General features: G+C 71.7%; 19 protein-coding genes. 6 read left to right on the forward strand and 13 right to left on the reverse strand.

All coding sequences use genetic code 11. The features are described from left to right. Nucleotides 1–29: 29 nt before the first annotated feature. Complete coding sequence (locus ACFQRF_RS19190; protein WP_379872510.1) at nt 30–842, forward strand: hypothetical protein; 813 nt, start codon at nt 30–32, stop codon at nt 840–842. A 35-nt stretch (nt 843–877) separates the two neighbouring features. Here ACFQRF_RS19190 and ACFQRF_RS19195 read toward each other — a convergent pair whose 3' ends face one another. The 6 genes from ACFQRF_RS19195 to ACFQRF_RS19220 all read right to left on the reverse strand — a co-directional run bounded on the left by ACFQRF_RS19195 (nt 878) and on the right by ACFQRF_RS19220 (nt 6,035). Then, nucleotides 878–1,456 (reverse strand): RDD family protein, encoded by a 579-nt coding sequence (locus ACFQRF_RS19195; RefSeq protein WP_379872511.1) that lies wholly within the window; start codon nt 1,454–1,456, stop codon nt 878–880. A gap of 24 nt (nt 1,457–1,480) precedes the next feature. Beyond that, on the reverse strand, nt 1,481–2,014 hold the full coding sequence (locus ACFQRF_RS19200) for a hypothetical protein (protein ID WP_379872512.1): 534 nt from the start codon (nt 2,012–2,014) through the stop codon (nt 1,481–1,483). A gap of 2 nt (nt 2,015–2,016) precedes the next feature. Beyond that, complete coding sequence (locus ACFQRF_RS19205; RefSeq protein ID WP_379872513.1) at nt 2,017–2,538, reverse strand: hypothetical protein; 522 nt, start codon at nt 2,536–2,538, stop codon at nt 2,017–2,019. Next, entirely contained in the window at nt 2,538–5,039 is a 2,502-nt protein-coding gene (locus ACFQRF_RS19210) for a hypothetical protein (RefSeq protein WP_379872514.1), read from the reverse strand. Before ACFQRF_RS19210 ends, ACFQRF_RS19205 begins: the two co-directional genes overlap by 1 nt. Nucleotides 5,040–5,225: 186 nt before the next feature. Beyond that, nucleotides 5,226–5,558, reverse strand: coding sequence for a DUF6507 family protein (locus ACFQRF_RS19215; protein ID WP_379872515.1), 333 nt, complete (start codon nt 5,556–5,558; stop codon nt 5,226–5,228). A gap of 72 nt (nt 5,559–5,630) precedes the next feature. Continuing rightward, nucleotides 5,631–6,035 carry a hypothetical protein gene (locus tag ACFQRF_RS19220; protein ID WP_379872516.1) on the reverse strand — a complete coding sequence of 135 codons (405 nt, stop codon included), beginning with the start codon at nt 6,033–6,035 and terminating at the stop codon, nt 5,631–5,633. 119 nt (nt 6,036–6,154) lie between these two features. Between ACFQRF_RS19220 and ACFQRF_RS19225 the strand changes: the two genes are divergently transcribed. From ACFQRF_RS19225 to ACFQRF_RS19245, 5 genes are all read left to right on the forward strand, one after another. Beyond that, nucleotides 6,155–6,490, forward strand: a complete 336-nt coding sequence (locus ACFQRF_RS19225) for a hypothetical protein (protein WP_379872517.1) — start codon at nt 6,155–6,157, stop codon at nt 6,488–6,490. A gap of 26 nt (nt 6,491–6,516) precedes the next feature. Continuing rightward, the gene (locus tag ACFQRF_RS19230) at nt 6,517–6,819 is read left to right on the forward strand and encodes a pore-forming ESAT-6 family protein (protein WP_379872518.1); all 303 of its coding nucleotides are present in this window, start codon (nt 6,517–6,519) and stop codon (nt 6,817–6,819) included. A gap of 110 nt (nt 6,820–6,929) precedes the next feature. Continuing rightward, nucleotides 6,930–7,922 carry a TNT domain-containing protein gene (locus ACFQRF_RS19235; protein ID WP_379872519.1) on the forward strand — a complete coding sequence of 331 codons (993 nt, stop codon included), beginning with the start codon at nt 6,930–6,932 and terminating at the stop codon, nt 7,920–7,922. Between the two features lie 60 nt (nt 7,923–7,982). Continuing rightward, nucleotides 7,983–9,308 carry a type VII secretion integral membrane protein EccD gene (gene eccD / locus ACFQRF_RS19240; RefSeq protein ID WP_379872520.1) on the forward strand — a complete coding sequence of 442 codons (1,326 nt, stop codon included), beginning with the start codon at nt 7,983–7,985 and terminating at the stop codon, nt 9,306–9,308. A gap of 24 nt (nt 9,309–9,332) precedes the next feature. Beyond that, a complete protein-coding gene (locus ACFQRF_RS19245) occupies nt 9,333–10,241 on the forward strand; it encodes a MinD/ParA family ATP-binding protein (RefSeq protein ID WP_379872521.1) in 909 nt (302 codons plus the stop codon). 657 nt (nt 10,242–10,898) lie between these two features. On the opposite strand, the gene cas2e is transcribed toward ACFQRF_RS19245, so the two are convergent. From cas2e to casA, 7 genes are read right to left on the reverse strand one after another with little or no spacing between them, the layout of a single operon-like run. Continuing rightward, nucleotides 10,899–11,228, reverse strand: a complete 330-nt coding sequence (gene cas2e / locus ACFQRF_RS19250) for a type I-E CRISPR-associated endoribonuclease Cas2e (RefSeq protein WP_379872522.1) — start codon at nt 11,226–11,228, stop codon at nt 10,899–10,901. A gap of 9 nt (nt 11,229–11,237) precedes the next feature. Then, a complete protein-coding gene (cas1e, locus tag ACFQRF_RS19255) occupies nt 11,238–12,215 on the reverse strand; it encodes a type I-E CRISPR-associated endonuclease Cas1e (RefSeq protein ID WP_379872523.1) in 978 nt (325 codons plus the stop codon). After that, on the reverse strand, nt 12,212–12,859 hold the full coding sequence (gene cas6e, locus ACFQRF_RS19260) for a type I-E CRISPR-associated protein Cas6/Cse3/CasE (protein ID WP_379872524.1): 648 nt from the start codon (nt 12,857–12,859) through the stop codon (nt 12,212–12,214). Before cas6e ends, cas1e begins: the two co-directional genes overlap by 4 nt. Further along, complete coding sequence (gene cas5e, locus ACFQRF_RS19265) at nt 12,856–13,632, reverse strand: type I-E CRISPR-associated protein Cas5/CasD (protein WP_379872525.1); 777 nt, start codon at nt 13,630–13,632, stop codon at nt 12,856–12,858. Before cas5e ends, cas6e begins: the two co-directional genes overlap by 4 nt. Beyond that, entirely contained in the window at nt 13,629–14,765 is a 1,137-nt protein-coding gene (gene cas7e / locus ACFQRF_RS19270) for a type I-E CRISPR-associated protein Cas7/Cse4/CasC (RefSeq protein WP_379872526.1), read from the reverse strand. Before cas7e ends, cas5e begins: the two co-directional genes overlap by 4 nt. Continuing rightward, nucleotides 14,762–15,451 carry a type I-E CRISPR-associated protein Cse2/CasB gene (gene casB / locus ACFQRF_RS19275; RefSeq protein WP_379872527.1) on the reverse strand — a complete coding sequence of 230 codons (690 nt, stop codon included), beginning with the start codon at nt 15,449–15,451 and terminating at the stop codon, nt 14,762–14,764. Before casB ends, cas7e begins: the two co-directional genes overlap by 4 nt. Next, nucleotides 15,448–17,022: a type I-E CRISPR-associated protein Cse1/CasA gene (gene casA, locus ACFQRF_RS19280; RefSeq protein WP_379872528.1), complete on the reverse strand. Its 1,575-nt coding sequence runs from the start codon at nt 17,020–17,022 to the stop codon at nt 15,448–15,450. Before casA ends, casB begins: the two co-directional genes overlap by 4 nt. Between the last annotated feature and the right edge of the window lie 65 nt (nt 17,023–17,087).

The raw sequence follows: 17,087 nt of genomic DNA on the forward strand, positions 1-17,087 counted from the left end.
CTTCCGACGCACTGGACATCGCCGGAGACGTGCACGCGCTTATCGAGGACCTGGTGCCGGTGACGGTTCCGGACGCCGCGTTCGAACGCCGCCTCGCGCGGGTGGTGGTGCCCTTCGGCTGGACGGAACTGTCCGCTTCGACGTGGGACGTGCTGGAACGCTGCGCGGCGGCCCCACGCGATCGGTGGCCGGGCGTGGTCGACGCGTGGTTGCGGGAGATCGCCGACCGCGCCGCACTGGCGGTCGCCGAGATCGAACTCCTCGGCGACGTCCGTGAACTGCTGCGGGTGAAACTCGTCCCCACCATGCCGCCCGACGAGCGAAACGGACTGGTGTGCGTCCCGGCCGGCCGGTATTTCGACGCGCTGATCGTCATCGACCATCCGAAATACGGCGCGCCGCTGACCAGAAAACGCGCCGACCTGCTGCAACTCGGTGACCTCGGTTATGTCGTCCCCAAGACCCACGAGCGAGAACTCGCCGGCATAAGACCCGAGCCGTGGCCATTGTCGCCGCAGGATCGCGCACTGGCCTACCGCAAGCCCGGCAGCCCGTACGTGTCGGCCCTGCTCACCGAACTCGGCCGCCTGCTCCCCGACCCGCACCCGTTCGGGGCGCTGGTGGCGGTGCCGAGCTTCGACACACTGCTGCTGTACCCGATCCGGTCCCGCGCGGTGCTCGACGTGATCCCGGCGTTCACCGACGCGGTGGCCGCGCTGCAGGCCGAGGCCGACGAACCGTGCAGCGGCGAGGTCTTCTGGTGGCACACCGGCGACCTCTCCCCGCTGTCCGAATCCCGGACCCGCAAGGCGCTGCGCATCCAGCTGCGCGGCCGCCCCTGAGACGGCCGCCGGCCGCGCCCCGACCGCCACGCGGCTCACCCGCGCCAGCCCTCCGGCACGGACGGCCCCGGGGCCGTCCGCCGGTCCTCGACGACGACGGTCCGCGCCAGCTTGTCGTGCAGACACTGCCGCAGTGGGCGGTCCCACAGCAGCCACAGCAGGTTCAGCTGCTGCACGACCGGCAGCCAGTTGGTCACGTGGTAGAGGCCCGGCGAGTAGCAGAACGCCCGCACCGCCGCCCGCCCGGCGGAGACCGGCCGGCCGTCGTCCGCCCGGACGATCCGCAGCCCCACGACCCGCTTGCCGATGGTCCGCCCCCACTTGGCGACCTGCAGCCACTCGTAGAGGAAGGCGACCAGCACCAGCCCGCCGACGAGCAGGATCGGGAACACCGGACCCGCCTCGTCCGGCTCCCCGCCTCCGGCCACCACCACGGAGACCAGCACGGCGCCGATCCCCACGACGAACGTGCAGAACAGCGCGAGGACCACATCGACCAGCCGCGCCAGGAACCGCAGACCGGGATCGGCGACGGAGAGCCCGGGCGCGGCAGCGGGCGACGGGGCGTGCCCGTGGCCGCCGGCCGGATGATGCGGATGGGGTGGGGGGTGCATGGTTCTCTCTTCTCGCTTACCGGGTCAGGGGTGTCCGGGTGCCGTGGTCACCGGGCTGCGGTCCATGGCGTCGAGCTCGGCGGGGTCCATGGGGGCGCGGGGTTCCGGGTCAAGGTGATCGGCGAGGCGCCCCCGGCGGACGCCGACCCCGGCGACGTCGATGAAGGAAGGCTGGCACATGCTGAAGCCGTTGCCGCGCTCGTACATCAGCAGCAGCGGCTCGTATGGGTCAGGGAGCCCGGGGAGCGCCGCACCGGACGCCTGCAGGGCGCGGAAATGCAGCGCCCACACACAGGTGTCTTTCACTATCGGAAATACGTAATACGGGAAGCTCGACCTTACCTGACGGACCAAATCTTCGTCCGCACGCACAGTCTCATCAAACTCTGCAGCAAGATCCCCGAACGGCCAGCAGACGCCACCGACCTCCTGCGCCCACCAGGCTTCACGCCGCAAATACTCACGCATCAAAGCGACCTGTGACCTTTCCTTGGCCACGCTTTCAGGGAAGTCGAACGCCGAGATACGGTCGGCCAGCGTCTTGACCGAATCGCCCATATTCAAGCCCCTTCCGGACGCGGCATGTCCAGCGCGTCGAGTTCGGCGGGGTCCATGGGGGCGCGGGGTTCCGGGTCGAGGTGGTCGGTGAGACGGCCCCGGCGGACGCCGGTGCCGGCGACGTCGATGAAGGAAGGCTGAGACATGCTGAAGCCGTCGCCACGCTCGTACATGAGCAGCAGCGGCTCGAACGGGTCGGGCAGATCTGGGAGTTCGGCTCCAGCCTCCTGAAGGGCACGGAAGTGCAGCGCCCATTCCCAGGTGTCCCGCACCATCGGAAACACCGGGTAGGGAAAGCTCGTCCTGACCCTGTGCACGAGCTCGGGATCCGCCCGCACCGTCGGGTCGATAGCGGCCGCGAGGTCGCCGAACGGCCAGCCTGCCCCCTCCACCTCGCGCGCCCACCACGCCCGCCGACGCAGGTACTCCCGCACGAGCACCACCGGCGACTTGCGCTTGCGCCCTCCTTTGGAGAGATCGAACGCCAGGATACGGTCGGCAAGTTCCTTCGTCGCGTCACCCATTACCGAATTTCCCCAAGAATATAGTCGACGAGTTCGTCGAGATTCGACAGGTCGGGAGCGAACTCGAAGTCCGGTCGCTCAATACCCATGCTCTCGTAGAGCCCGAAGGGGTCCCCGTTCTCCCCCGGGGCCAGGTCATGCGCCGCACGGTATTCCGGACTCACCGCCGGATACTCGTACTCGTCATAATATCCGGGGTCCGTCAGCCGGAACGGCACGCCCTCGTCCATCAGCGCACTCTCCACCCCTTCATGCATGATGAGGCGACGGAAGTCCATCGCTTCCGTGGGGGACAGTTCGCCGCGCTCCGCCTTGAGCCAGAGGTCACCGACGTGGGTCATCGGCGTGAAGAGCGCCGTGACCGAATCGTTGGGACCGCGGGCCACATCATGCTCCCGATAGAAAAGGTGGTCCTTCACTCGGTCGAGGAGGTCCTGGTCGATACCCGTGTGGTCGGAGATGCGCTGGGTGTCGCCCTCCATCTCGCGAATCGTCCGGTAGTCATGGGCCGCCTGGCGCGACTGCGGTGGCTCGGCGAAGACGTTGCCATCACCGTCGAAATAGCGCCCGGTTTCGTCCGTGAAGCCCTCGCGGACGAAACGCGCCTGAGCATCGTAGTATCCGCGCTGCGTCTCGCCTACCGGGCCATCGAAACGGCCGGAGTCGGAATCGCCGTTCGTTGCGCCGGAGCTGTCGGCGGCGTCGTTGTCCGGTGCTTGGTTGCTCGGAGCTTCGCTGTCCGGAGCGTCCGGAGCGTCGCTGTCCATGTCGGCGTACTCGGGCCGCTCGTACTCGCGGGGGTCGACACCGAGTCCGTCACTGCCACCGGCACGCGGACGCCGGGGACGCTCGTCCTGCCCCTGAGACTCGGTCTCGGAATCACCCCGGCCCGGCGCATCGTCGTCCGAACCCTCGGTGCGATCGGGACGGTCATCGGCGGGCCGGTCGGCATCGGCGTCCGGAGACGTCTCAACGTCCTGGTCGCCATCCCGGTCGCCGGGCCTGTCCCCCGGCTGGTCGGCGGGAACGTCGTCACGCGGCCCGCTGTCGTCCGGCGACCGGCCATCGTCGTCGGGCAGCCGGTCCCCGGTGTCGCCTGTCTCGTCCGTGGGCGTCCGGTCGGGAGCAGGAGTCTCGTCCGCGGGCGGGGAGTCGCCGCGGTCGCTGGGGGAATCCCCGGAGTCCGGGGACTCCGGGGAAGGCGGCAGCGGCTCCGACGGCCCGTCCCCGCTCCCCGACGGGCGGTCCGGCCCGTCGCCGTCCGGGAGTTCCCCGCCGCCCACCGGGGCGGGCTGACGCTCGGAGAGTCCGGCGGCGTCGTCCAGCGCCTCGTCCAGGCCGTCCAGGCGGCCGGAGTCGATGTCCAGCCCGTCCAGCGCCTCGCTCAGCTCCCGGGTCGAGGGCATGTCCTCCGGACGCTGTCCGCCGGGCAGCTGGTCGGCGTCCAGCCGGCTCGGTGCGTCGGGGGCGTCCGCGTCGACGTCGGGACCGCCTCCGGCGCGGCGGCCCCCCTGGATCAGGCCCTTGACCACACCCGCGCCCACGAACATGCTGCCGATGTTGAGCACGCTCTGCGTGATCACGTAGCCCGGCCGGTCGCCCCACTCCCGCCACGGGACGATGGCGTGCGCGAACTCCGTCCAGCCGGTGGAGAAGTTGCCCCACCACTCACCGAATGAGCCGACACCCCACCCGTTCTCGCCATAGAAACCGGCGAGCGCGCCGAACCCTTCGAGCATGCCGCCGTAGTTGTCGGCCAGGTTGTCGCCCCACTCGCTCCAGGAGCTGACCCCCCAGCCGTTCTCCCCGTACAGCCCGACCAGCCCGGCGACGTCCTCGGCGATCCCGACCCCGAAGTCGGCGATGCCGTTCCAGGCGTCCTCGTACCACGGGGCGTCGTACTCCTGCGGCGTGGCCCACGGCGTCTCGACGTCGCGCGGCGCCTCGGTGAAGCCGTAGCCCTCCTGCCCCTCGCCCAGTAGCGTTTCCCCGTTGGGGTCGAGCGCGACGAACGTGGTGCCGCCGAAGATCGCGGTGATGGCGTTCGCGCAGGTGCGCTCCGCCACCTGGTAGTCGTTCAGCGCCGCGAGCACGTCGTTGTTCAACGCGTTGTGCTCGTTGACCTTGTCCTCGTTCTCGCGCCAGTCGTCGTCGCCGTCGATGTCGTCGCGGAAGGTCTGCGCGTCGGCCTTCAGGGTCCGCAGCCGGGCCAGGATCGGGCGGACCTCCTCGGCGAAGGCGATGAGCGCGTCGCCCACCGTCCCGGTCGCCGATCCGAAGTCGTCGCCGGCCGTGGCCACCGGATCTACGGCCGCCAGGAGTATGTCGGCCTCCGGAGCGATGTAGTTGCCCTCCAGGCCGCCCCACGCCGACTTGATGTCCTGCCCCGCCTGGGCGATGTCCTCGCCGTCGCCTTTGAGAGCCCGCCCCGCGGCCTCCACCTCGTCCGGTTCGACCGGTGGGATGGGGATCGCCGCCGGGTCGATCACACCGTCACTCAACGCCGCCGCCCCTCGTTCTCAGCTGTCGAGCCCGGGGAGCGTCTCGCGTCCCCGTTCGTCGATTTCGGTTCGATGTCATTCGGCATAAAGAATTCGGGACGCGAAAACGGCGTCCGCGCGGTGCTGCGAAAGTGGCGATCCCGCTGCGGACCGATGAATAGCGCCCGCGCGATCAGCTCACGGCCGCTACTGCGGGATTTTCCCCGCGTTCTCCTGTGCGGTCGCGGCCATTTCCAGGTTGCCCTCCAAGTAGGCGGTGGTCGCCTGGGTGCAGCCCTGGACCGCGCTGGCGCTCTTGAGCACCATGTTCTCCAGCTTGCCGGCGTATTCCTCGACGAATTCGCCCAGCGCGGTGGTTATGGGACCGCTGGCCGCCTGAGTGCTCGCGGTCTCGACGTTGGTGGAGAACGTCGTGATCTTGCCGACGAGGCCGCCAGAGCCGTCGTCGCCCTGGACGTAGCCGCCGACGGTCGTCATCACGCCGCCCACCACCGGCGCGTCGATGTCCCATCCCGACATGTGCTGTCCGTCCCTCCCCGAAAGTGCGGCCGGCGGACGTCCGGCCCCGTGAGTCCGTGGTTAGGACCCGTACTATCGCCCGCCGGTTCCGAATCTGTCGGCCCGGAAATTCGCCGGCGGCATCCCCGCAGGTATCTGGCCGGAATCGGCCATTTCCGCCTCTCGCTCCGCGACGCGGGCCATCAGCCGCGCGATGCTGGCGCCGAGCCCGGCGACGTCCTCCCGCACCTGGGTGCGCAGCCGTGCGGTGGACGCCCGCAGCCGGGCCTGCGGATCCCGTGGCTCCGCTTCCGCATCGGCGCCGAAATCGCTGCTCACGGCCGTTTCGCCGGCGTTCTCCGACGCCGCCGCCGCGTCGTCCCAGTCCGCCGGTTCGACGACTTCGAACTTCACGCCCAGCCCCCTGTGCACTTCACGGGAAACGCTGATCGACCTCCCATTACCTGTATTATAAGTATCCTTTACCTGGATGAACATGGCCGTCGCGTGCGCGACCGGCAATCGGATTTCGGGGGAACCAGTGGCGCGCGCCGTCCGTCAGTACCGAGGGAGATGATGACGGGCGACGCTGCCGCGACCGAGGAACAGGTGAACAGATGTCTCGATGGGACTACGGCGACCAGACGCTGACGACCCTCGTCAGCAACACCTCGAACTCACAGCAGGACCTCGGCACACTCATCCAGCAGCTGATCGCGGCCGCCGAGCCGCTGTCGGGCAAGTTCAACGGCGCCGGCAAGGCCGCCTTCGACTCGTTCAAGGCCCGTTCCGAGCAGATCACCGCGGACCTGAACGCCGGCCTCGGGTCGATCAACGAGGGCCAGCGCGGCATGCAGACGGCCTTCTCCTCCGGCAGCCAGACCATGGCCGAGGACGCCCGGCAGAACATGAGTGCGGCCAACTTCGACGCCGCCAAGTTCCGGACGGCCTGAGCAGAGCACGATCGGAGGGGAGCCCGATGACCGAGGGACGCAACAGCTACGACATCGGCGCCTCGGAGGAGGCGCAGACCAACATCCACGCCGTCATGGGGCAGCTGGAGGCCATCATCGGCAGCCGCGACGTGGACGTCAGCAACGCGATGGCCGACTTCGAAGCCACCGGCGTGTCCGATGAGTACAGCGCCAAGGAGCTCAAGTGGCACAACGCCGCCAACGAGGTGCGTGAGATCATCCGACTGGTGCGCAGCACCCTGGAGAGCAACGACGGCACCGCACAGCAGACGCTGAGCCGCGCCAGCGCGGCGGTGCAGGCCATCTAGGGAGCGCCGCCTTCGTACCCCGGCACCGGGAGGGACGCGCCGGCCCGTCGGCGTCCCTCCCGCGCCGCGTCCGCACCGCCCCCGCGACTCCGTGACCGAGAGGACCCCCGATGGCTCGCGACTACGACAGCCAGTTGCTGGAGTCGGTCGCCGTCCGCCGTCAGCGCCTCCGGGAAGCCGTGGTCTTCGGCGCGCAGCGGACCCGCAGGCGGCTGGACGAGAACATCATGCGGGTCTTCGTCAGCCTGTGCGTCTCGGCGGTGCTGTGCGCGGGGACCGTCGGCTGGTCCTTCCTCCAGAACCAGCTGCGCGACCAGGAGACGGAGCAGGAACAGGCGGCCGGGCCGCCGAACGTCAGCGCCGCGCCGCTGCCGGCCGACTGGGTCGGCACGGAGGTCACGCTGCCCATGCTGCGCGCGGAACTGGACCGCGCGGGCGTTCCGCCGGACCTGTACGTCCTGCCCGGCGAGCCCCGGCCCGAGGCCGGCAGCGTCGCCAGCTACTACCTGCTCACCGACGACGGGGACCGGCTCTCCGCCGGCATCATCGAGTTCGAGCAGGGCCGCACCGGAGCCGAGTTCGGCACCGTGGACGAGGCCGCCCGCTGGCTGTACCAGCAGTTGGTCACCACGGAGTCCGGCCCGCAGCGGCTGACCGCCGCCGAGGAGTCCGCGGCCCGCGAGCAGACCGCCGAGACCGTGACCCAGGCCGAGGAGCGGATCGCCGAGAGCACCGGCGGCAGCTATCAGCACGCCTTCGAACCGGGGCAGATCCTGGACGCGTTCGGCCCGGAGAGCGGCTCGCTGCTCTTCCCCGACGGAACGCCGTTCGCGCAGCGCGGGCTGCCCGAGTACGCGTGGGACGGCTCCGAGACGGCCGGCTCCGGCGAGCCTGGATCCGAGGGCTACCAGCGCTACCGGGTCATCCACCCGTTCCGGGCCACCGCGTCGCTGTCCCCGGCCACCGTGGGCAGCCCCGGTGGAGCCGTCCGGTTCCGCATCACCGCGAACGGGTTCAGCCAGCCGCCCGAGCTGCCGAGCATCCGCTGGTTGCTGAGCAACGGATACCTTGAACGGGTCGAGGTGACGGATGTCCCCCAGTAGCCGCGATATCGGGCGCCGTCCCGCCGGGGAGCGGGGCGCGGAATCGACAGGAAGGGCTCGATGACCGTGTGGAGCCGGGTGACGCTCGTCGGCGAGCGGCGCAGGGTCGACGCCGTCCTGCCCGCCCAGGAGCCGATCGGCGCGCTGCTGCCCGAAGTTCTCCAGCTTCTCGGCGATCCCGTGTCCAACCCGGCGCAGCCCCTGCACCTCACCACGGCGGCCGGCGTCGTACTGGAGGGCGACGCCACCCTCGCCGGCCGCAGCATCGCGGACGGGTCGGTGCTCCGGCTGGTCCGCGCCGACGACCCGCTGCCCGCGCCGGTCGTGCACGAGGTGCCCGAGGCGGTGGGCGACGCGCTCGACGGCCACCGGGGCCGGTGGACCCCGGCGGCGGCCCGGTGGACCGCCACCGCGGCGGCGGCGGTGCTCTGGCTCGCACTGGGCGGCCTGCTGTGGACCGGCCTGGGCGGCGGCGCCGCGGTGGCCGCCATCGCCGCGCTCGCGGTGGCGCTCATCATCACCGGCGCCGCCATAGGCCCCACCTGGCGGGAGGCCCTGGGCACGGCGCTGTCGCTGAGCGGCGGCGCGCTCGGCTGCCTCGCGCTGTGGCTCGCCGCCGACCTGTACGGCTGGCCCGGCTGGGTGCGGTGGGACGGGATCGCCGTCGTGGCCGCCCTGCTGGTGATCCTGCTCGGCCTCACCTCCGGCCTCGGCCGCGGCGGCGTGGTCGGCGGCGGGGTCGCACTGGTGCTGGCGCTGCTGTGGCCGGTCTGCGCGGTGCTCGGCCTGGACGCGCACCACGTGGCGGCGGTCACGGTCGTGGCGTGCGTGGTGCTGCTCAGCCTGCTGCTGCGGATGGCGCTCACGACGTCGGGGCTGACCGCGCTCGACGACCAGCGCAGCTCCGGGGCCACCGTGGCCCGGACCGACGTGCTGACCGCGCTGGTCGGCGCACACCGCGGCATGACGGTCGCCGTCGTGGCGGTGGCCCTCGCGGGCGCGGTCGCCGGGCTGGTGCTGGCGCTGGAGTTCAACGGCTGGACGGCGGCGCTGTCCCTGCTGTTCGCGATCGTGCTGGCCAGCCGGGCGCGCTTCTACCCGCTGATCACCGAGAAGGCCCCTCTGCTCGCGGCGGCACTCGTGGTCCTGGTGAGCGCCGCGCTGGCCGGTGCCGACGAAGCCGCCTGGGCGTTCTGGGCGGCCCTCGGGCTGCTCCTCGCCGGCCTGGCCATTCCCCTCGTGGTACTCGCGGCCGAACCGCCGGAGTACGTCCGCGCCCGGCTGCGGCGCATCACCAGCCGGATCGAGGCCGTGGCGGTGGTCGCGCTGATCCCCGTCGCGATCGGGGCGTTCGGCACCTACGAGCGCCTTCTCACCACCTTCTGACCCACGACCGCGGAAGGAACGCCGATGGACGCCCCCGCGAAGTCACCGGCCGCCGGCGGCGTGGCCACGGCCGCCGTGAGCGGCGACTCGCTGCCGCGCCGGATCGGCCGCGCGGTCGTCCGCACCTTCCGGCCGGCGGACGACGTGCTCGCCGTGATCGACTCCGGGCACGCGCTGCAGCGGCCGATCACCACGGGACGCCGCATCGTGCTGACCAGCCCGCGCGGCGGAGCCGACGTCAGCGTGCTCACGACGCTGTTCGCCATGGCGTTCGCACACTACCGGCACGACCGGGTGCTGGCCGTCGACCTCGTCCCGGGCCGGGGGACGCTCGCGCTGCGGTTCGGCGTGCGGCCACGGCTTTCCCTGGCCGACCTCGCGGCCGGCCGGATCGAGGCCGACTCCTTCGAGCACCTGGAGCCCTCCCTGACTCCAGCGCGCGAACGCGTCTGGCTGCTTCCGGCCACCGGGGACGGCGACGACTCCGCACCGGCCCCCGAACTGCTGCCGAACACGGTCCTGCCGCTCACCCGCTTCTTCGGCGTGACCCTGGTCGACCGGGGCGCCCGGCCCTCCGCCGACCTCGACCGCGCGACCCTGGCGAGCGCACACGCCCACGTCCTGGTGGAGGCGGCCACCCGGGAGGGCGCGGCGAGCGTCGGCTGGGCCCTGGACCGGATGATCGCGGACAGCGACGAGTCGGTGCTGGCCCGCACCGTGGTGGTCTTCGTGGACGCGCGGCCGGGCGAGGACCCCGCGTTCAACTTCGCGGGAACGGCCGAGGTCCTGCGCGGCGGCGGCGCCGAGGTGTTCCGGCTCGGCCCCGACCGGCACCTCGCACGCACCACCGCCATCGACCCACGCCGACTCGCCGAGGCCACCCGCACCACCACGACCCGGGTGGCGGCGGAGACCCTCCGCCGCTCCGGCTGACCGAACCGCGCCCGAGAACGTACGGAGGACCATGTCCACTCCGCCGCCTTACGGACCCCCCGGCGACTTCCCCGCCGGCCTCCCCATCCCGCCCTACGCCCACACCGGCCCACAGGCCACACCGCAACCCGCGCCCCCGGTCACCGTCCACGCGATCCCCGGCTGCCCGGTGGCCGAAGCCTTCATGGAAGGCCGCCCCCACCCCGGCGGGCCGGTGCAGCCACAGTCACCCCCGCCCGCACCGGCCGAGAACGGCTCCTACGAACACCGCCTCCGCGCCGTGACCGGCCTCCCGACGTCACGCGTCCCCCGCACCATCTACCACGCCACGGGCGGCCGGATCCACCCGGGACGGAAGGGGTAACGGCCCCCTGGAGGAGGGCGTCGGCGGGGTTCATACAGGCGTTCAGCGGCGAGAGCGTCGGCTGCACCTGCGTGGGGCGGCACGCGGGTTCCCGAGCACCGAATGACGCAGGCGTTGGTCCACCCCCATGTGCGTGGGGCCCACGCGGTAAACGCCCGCAACGGCGGCATCCAGGGCGGTCCACCCCCACGTGCGTGGGGCCCACACTTCCCGACCTGCAGCAACATAGCCCGTTATCGTTTCTTTACCAGAAAACACGCACCCACGAGCATCGTCGTAATCAATCAACCACGCTACGTATTCACCACCCCTCTGGAATGGGCGCCTGTTCCTCCTCCACCGGGTTCATCATCACGAACTGGAGGCCCCCCCCAATCGACCACCTCCCGACGTTGCGGGCCCGCCGTTCGGATCAGGAATCGCTGTTCGTTGTCGGTCGGGTGGATGCACACGGCGGAGCCCTCCCCGAGGGTCGCCTGGACGATGTCCCACAGTTCTTCCCGGACGCGGGCTGAGAGCGTGCCCACGTAGAGGCCCGCCCTCGGCTCGATCATCCAGCGGGTGAGGGCGCCGCGCACGTGGTCGGGGACGGCTGAGGTCGAGATGACCACCATGTTCGCCATGGTCGCCTTTCACATCACGTCGTCGCCGTAGTTGACGCCCCCGGCGACGCTGCCCCGTTCCGGGTCCCACAGTTCGACAAGGCGGACGGGTTCCTCCTCCGCCTCCTCCGGATCGGGCCGGTCCGGGTCGAGGAGCCACTGGACGTCCCGGACCATCTGCGGCAACCGCCAGAACAGGCGGAAGTCCTCCCGCAGCCGACGTCGGACCTCGGACTCCGGATCGTGCGACTTGGAGAGGGAGAAGGCCAGGGGGATGGTGGTCCGCGCCTTGTACAGGTCGGCGATGTCGTACACGAAGGAGTGCTGTTTGCCTGCGTGGATGAACCCCAGGGCGGGTGAACAGCCGAGGTGGGCGATCACCGCGTGCGCGATTCCGTACAGTGCCTGGCTGCCGGCCGAGAGCGCGAGGTTGACGGGGTCCTGGTCCCCCCAGCTGCTCGGGTCGTAGTTGCGCTTGAAGGGCTTCAGGCGGTGGCGCTGGGCCAGGGTCCGGTAGAGGGCCTTCATGCGCGATCCCTCGATGCCGCGCAGTACCTCCAGCGGCGTGCCTCTCTCGATCTCCTGCTGGAAGCGCAACTCGTACATGCGCACGGCGACGTCGAGCCGGGCCTCCGGGTCGGCCCATGCGCGGGCCTGGCGTTCCAGCCACGCCGTGGTTCGGTCGGCGGGCTGGACGGCTCCGTAGCAGCGGACTCCGCCGGAGCCGACGCACACGACCGTCGTGCCGTGCCGCATGAGGGTCGACAGCGCCCGGTGCGTGATCGACGTCCCCGGCCCCAGCAGCACGCACGCCAGCGCGGCCGTCGGCAGGTACGTGCGCTGGACTCCGCCGGCCGGGGTCTCGATGACCGCGCACACCCCTGTGTCGGTCTGCTCGACGCGGGCGATGTCGATGTAGAGGAACGACAGGCCGTCGGAGACCCGGGGCAGCATCGCGAGCGTGGGCGATGCGAGCCGCCGCCGCGCATCGGCCTCCGGGAGGCTCACGACTCGCGTCCGATCACGGCCAGGCTGAGCAGTCCGCATCCGTGCGACTTGCCGCGGCCGATGCCGGTCCGCACCGCCGACCGCAGGGCGTCCGCGTCCATCACCTCGGCGGTTCCCTGGAACAGCACGGAGGCGTGCCGGATGCGCCTGCCGCGGGACCGGTCGACCGCGTCCGCCCGGTCCAGGGACACGAGGGAGTGCAGCCGCAGCCCGTGGCCCTCCGCGCGCTGCCGCCACCACGCGTCCGCCTCCGCGCCGCGCAGCGGGGTCGTGACCTCGGTCTTGCCCCGATCCTTGGAGCCCCCGATGCGGCGGGTCGGACTGGCGACGATGCGGTAGCGGACCAGCAGCCCGGCCGCGAGGCAGTCCAGCAGCGGCGTGAGGTCACGCGTGTCGACCGTCCCGTATCCCTCCGGAATGCCGGAGGTGTCGAGCGGGCGGTTCGCCTGCACGAGCACCGACGTGCCGGCGCGGGTCTGCTCGACCCGGAAGAGCAGGTCCGCGGCCTGGCGCGGATGCGGCCCGAGCCCGGTGGGCGGCAGCAGCCGCATGAGCCGCCGGTGCAGCGCCCCCATGTCCCCGAGGTCGGCCCGCGCCTCGGCGCAACGGGGGTTCGGGACGATTCTGGTCAGTCCGAGCGTCATGACGTTCCCCGCACGTAGTCGTACAGCGCCGCGAGGTAGCCGTTGTGGTCGCGCCAGCGCGCCAGCGTCGCGGGCAGTTCCTCGGGGAGCACGGTGACCGGCCGCGTCGCGTACGCCCGCCGCGCGCCGCTGAAGGACCGCGGGACATCGCTGAGGACGGTGCGTTCCCCGCTCCGTCCGGGCGGCACACGGTCGCCCTCGTACACGAAGTCCACGCGCACCGTCTCACCCGCATGCCCGTGCCGACGCCCGGGCAGCGGTGGCGGTAGCGGGACCTTCTCCAGCTCCGTGACCGGATCCGCCACCCCTCGGCGCAGGACGAGCGGCTGGTCGGGGACGCAGGCGCGGCGCCCGAGGTAGGGCTGCCAGTGCGGGGCGAGAAGCGCGTCGGCGATCGGCTGTGCGGCCTCGTCGGGCGCGGTGACTGCGACCGTGAACACCGCGCCCGCGAGGTAGGCGCGATGGGTGACGATCGTGCTCACCTCGGCGCCCCTCCGCTTGCCTTCCGCGGTGGGGACGGTGCGGCCGGCCGGCATTCCCCCGCCCACCGTGTGGAAATCGACCGTCCGGGTTCCGGGCCGGTCGATCCGCACGGTGATTCCGAGATCGTCGTAGCGGCTGAGGTCGGCACCACGCTCGACCCCCTGCGCCGCCGCGAACATCCCGACCAGTCCGGACCTTGTGGGGAAGGCGACGGTGTCCCGCAGCCCGTAGGCGCTGTGCTCGCCCCAGCTCTGCAGCGGACCGGCGAGGCGGAGCAGGAATCCGCTCATTCGGCCGGCCCGAAGGCGGCGCCGAGCGCTCCGGACAGCACGCTGTGCACCGAGTCGTGCCGGTCGCCGAGCCCCGTGAGCTTGCCCGACTCGCCGTCGATGCCGGCATGCCCGTCGAACCGGATCTCCTCCCGGCCCCACAGTGCGTGCAGGTTGGTGGCGTAGCCGGACAGCGCCGAACGCGCCGCCGCGGCGTACCCGCGGTCGCCGACGACCGGCTGCTCGAACGCGGGAGCGAAGGAGACCGGACGGTCGCCGCGCACCGCCACGTAGACGAGGTCGGGCAGCGTCATCGCGGCGGTCGCGTTCTGCTTCCCGCTGGGGACGGTGCGCAGGAACGCGGTCAGGAACTCCCCGACGAGCTCGCAAGCGGTGCCGGCGTCGTCGTCGAGGTTGCGGAGCAGCCCGGCGACGTTGACGTTGGCGTACCGGTAGAAGGTGCCGGCGCTGAACTGCCCGACGTTCATGTGGCCGCTCCCCCGGTCCCCGGCCACGCTGGGGATGTCGTCGACGGCCGTGAAGAAGTCGGTCTCCACCTCGGTCCCGTGCACGGTGAACGCGTGCGCGAACTGGACGGCCCCGTCGACGTCGCCGCCCGGCAGTTCGGCGAGCATCCGGCCGAACAGGTTGATGGTGGCGCTGCGCGAGCGCAGGACCTCGCTGACCTCGTCGGAGGGGACCGCCGTGCCGGGCTTCTTCTTGGCGGCCTCCTTCGCGATCTCCTCGCGGTGCCGGGCGGCGAGCTCGGCCAGCTTGTCGATCCCCGGCTCGGGGAGGTACAGCAGCACCGAGGTGGCGACGGCCTGCCCGTCCTGTTCCTTCTCCAGCTTGATGCCCTTGCCCGCGGCGGCGACGACCTGCCGGCCCGCCTCGCGGGCGAGGTACGGGTCCCAGCCCTGCCCTTCGAGCCGGGCCGCGATGCCGGCGGCGAGGCGGCGGGTCCGCACCGCGCGGTCGCCGAGACGGGCTTCGACCTCGTGGCGGACCGCGCGCTTCCAGCTCTGGCTGGACACGCGGGTCCGTTCGTACCCGCCGTATTCGACGGTCTTGGGCAGGCCGATGTCGTCCCGGTTGATGTTGCTGTACGGAAGCGTCTGCAGGGCGTGGATGTCGAGGTAGGCGGCAGTGGTCATGAGAGTCGGTCCTCTGTCTCGATAGTGGTGTCCCCGGCGGTCCCGGACGCGTCGTCGTCCCGGCGCTTGCGCTCCCGTTGGATGTCATCGCGGGTGCGGTGGTACCGCTGCACCCACTCCTTGGCGACCTGGTCCCGCTCGGAGCCCCATCGGGCGAGGTCGCGCAGCAGGTAACCCCAGTCGACAGGGATGAGGTCGGCCCGCAGGTAGGAGACGAGCTTGGGCAGCTCGCGGTGCAGCCGGTCGACGCGGTACCGGGCGAGCAGGTGGAGCCGGTCCCGCGCCGTGTCGCCGTTCACGCGGCCCTTCTCCACCGCCCAGGCCAGGGTTTCGCCGAGGTTGCGCCGCCGGCTCCGACCGGCGGCCGTGTTCGCGGCGCCGGTGGAGCCGCCCTCCGCGCCGTCGTCTTTCTCCAGGGCCGCCCTCGCGACGTCCTGGTCGCGCGCCCCGCGCTGCTGGGCGGCGATCAGCGCCGCCACGGTGTAGAAGGCGCGTTCCGTCGCGTGGTCCGGCCGCTCCGGGAGGAATGGCGCGACCACCGCGTGCGCGTGAAAGTTGGCGATGTCCTTCGGGGGTCGGCCGATCCCGCGGCGCAGCGCCGTTCGCAGGCCCGGATCATGCTCGATGACGTGCCGGATGCGGGCCGTCATGCGGTCGCCGGCGGCGACGAGTTCTTTTTCGTTCACGCACTCTCCTCTGGAGCGTTCTCGGTCACCCAGCCCGCGTAGAGCCCCCGCCGGGCCCGTTCGACGGCCTCGGCGACCCGCGGGCGGCGCGTGTAGGGGCCGGTGACCTCGTCGAAGACCCGCAGCGCGATACGGATGAAGGCGTTGCCCGGGCCGGTGCGGTCGCCGTCCAGCGCTATCGACCAGAACTCCTGTTCGGCGAGCGGCCAGAACCTCGCCATCCCCGCACGCCGCCACGGCCCGTTCCCCTCCCGTACGCCCGTGCTGTCCCGCCATGCGGCCACCAGGACGGCCGCCAGGGCCCGGGCCGATCGTTCGGCGGCGTCGTGCGCGGTGGTGACCCGCAGTGTCGCCTCGGGCGTTCCGTCGGCTGCCTCGTCGGCGAGCCGGTCGAGAATGGGCGGCGTGCCGGCGGTGAACCACTGCCGGTCCCGGGTCTGCCCGTCCTGGTCGAAACCGTAGGCCCGGACCCGCAGCGCCGCCCGCAGCTCGTGCGGCACGCCCGAGGCGGCGGTGCACGTGTCGAAGATCAGCGGGCGGTGGGTGGTGCCCTTGGAGCTGCTCTTCAACAGCAGGGCGTCGATGTCCCGCCAGATGGCGCGGTCGGCGTCGGCCGGTCGCGCGTACCTCGATCCCGTCTTGCTCGTGTCGTGGATGAGGTACGGATCCTCGATCTCCGGCCCTGTCCTGCGCCACGCCCAGGTGATCCAGGCGTCCTCGACCTCCCGGCCGTCCGGGGAGGGGCTCAACAGCACCGCGTGGCGGTACCGGTTGACCAGCCGGGCCGCCAGTCCGTCACCGCTCGGCGGCAGCCCGAGCGGATCGGGGAGCCGGTCCTCCTCCCACGGCGCGAGGTCGGCGTGCTCGGCGTCGCCCGGGTAGGGGATGTTGAGCAGCAGCGAGTGGAACAGCGTCGGTCCGAGGGGGTGGAAGGACACGCTGCGCCGGAGCGGACCGGCGGTGGTGTTCGCCTCCGTGACCGTCCCCGACTTGCCCGTGACACTCCTGCTCGCGCACCGGCCGGAGGACCCGTAGTAGAGCCACATCAGGAGCGCCCACGCGGCCTCCGCCGCGGGGACCGGCGCGGGGTCCGCGTCGATGTGGTGTCCCAGCCACACCTGGTTGTTGCCGGAGGGCCGCCCCCACACGAGCTTGTTGACGCCCGCGCTCTTCGGGCACTCCTCGCGCAGCCGCGGATCCTGCATCCAGGGGCGCTCGGTTCCGAACAGGTCGAACCGCCCCGGCAGTCCGGCGAAGTAGGCGTCGATTCCGGGGCCGTGCCGGTGCTCGTGCTCCGGCAGTCGGCCGGCTTCGAGGTAGCCGGCGCGCCGGAGCAGCCACTCGTCCGGGTCCTCCGCCGTGTCCAGCCCGGTCACCCGGGCCGTGAGCAGCGCGAGCACCCGCCAGAGGCCGGCGGTGGCCGGCGGGAGCGGCAGCTCCACGTCGGAGAGCTCGTGCGCCCGGGCGAGGACGTCCCGGAGGCCGAGGCGGCGGACGTCGGTGCCCGCCGCCCTGGGTTGTGCGAGCAACCAGGGGTGCACGGAGAGATCGAAGGGGACTCGGGGTGGCATGAGGGACTCCGGTAGGCCGGGTGGAGAGTCGGCGATAGTCGTTGTGGGTCCCCACCTTTGTGGGG

Source organism: Marinactinospora rubrisoli (genome assembly GCF_042664915.1).
In the GTDB taxonomy this organism is placed as follows: domain Bacteria; phylum Actinomycetota; class Actinomycetes; order Streptosporangiales; family Streptosporangiaceae; genus Marinitenerispora; species Marinitenerispora rubrisoli.

Bases quoted from the DNA above. Each gene is read 5' to 3' on its own strand.
- ACFQRF_RS19205 (WP_379872513.1), bottom strand. From the start codon at position 2,538: ATGGGTGACGCGACGAAGGAACTTGCCGACCGTATCCTGGCGTTCGAT.
- eccD (WP_379872520.1), top strand. From the start codon at position 7,983: ATGACCGTGTGGAGCCGGGTGACGCTCGTCGGCGAGCGGCGCAGGGTC.
- ACFQRF_RS19225 (WP_379872517.1), top strand. From the start codon at position 6,155: ATGTCTCGATGGGACTACGGCGACCAGACGCTGACGACCCTCGTCAGC.
- cas2e (WP_379872522.1), bottom strand. From the start codon at position 11,228: ATGGCGAACATGGTGGTCATCTCGACCTCAGCCGTCCCCGACCACGTG.
- ACFQRF_RS19195 (WP_379872511.1), bottom strand. From the start codon at position 1,456: ATGCACCCCCCACCCCATCCGCATCATCCGGCCGGCGGCCACGGGCAC.
- ACFQRF_RS19220 (WP_379872516.1), bottom strand. From the start codon at position 6,035: ATGTTCATCCAGGTAAAGGATACTTATAATACAGGTAATGGGAGGTCG.
- ACFQRF_RS19200 (WP_379872512.1), bottom strand. From the start codon at position 2,014: ATGGGCGATTCGGTCAAGACGCTGGCCGACCGTATCTCGGCGTTCGAC.
- ACFQRF_RS19245 (WP_379872521.1), top strand. From the start codon at position 9,333: ATGGACGCCCCCGCGAAGTCACCGGCCGCCGGCGGCGTGGCCACGGCC.
- ACFQRF_RS19230 (WP_379872518.1), top strand. From the start codon at position 6,517: ATGACCGAGGGACGCAACAGCTACGACATCGGCGCCTCGGAGGAGGCG.
- ACFQRF_RS19235 (WP_379872519.1), top strand. From the start codon at position 6,930: ATGGCTCGCGACTACGACAGCCAGTTGCTGGAGTCGGTCGCCGTCCGC.
- ACFQRF_RS19215 (WP_379872515.1), bottom strand. From the start codon at position 5,558: ATGTCGGGATGGGACATCGACGCGCCGGTGGTGGGCGGCGTGATGACG.
- cas6e (WP_379872524.1), bottom strand. From the start codon at position 12,859: ATGACGCTCGGACTGACCAGAATCGTCCCGAACCCCCGTTGCGCCGAG.
- casA (WP_379872528.1), bottom strand. From the start codon at position 17,022: ATGCCACCCCGAGTCCCCTTCGATCTCTCCGTGCACCCCTGGTTGCTC.
- cas5e (WP_379872525.1), bottom strand. From the start codon at position 13,632: ATGAGCGGATTCCTGCTCCGCCTCGCCGGTCCGCTGCAGAGCTGGGGC.
- cas7e (WP_379872526.1), bottom strand. From the start codon at position 14,765: ATGACCACTGCCGCCTACCTCGACATCCACGCCCTGCAGACGCTTCCG.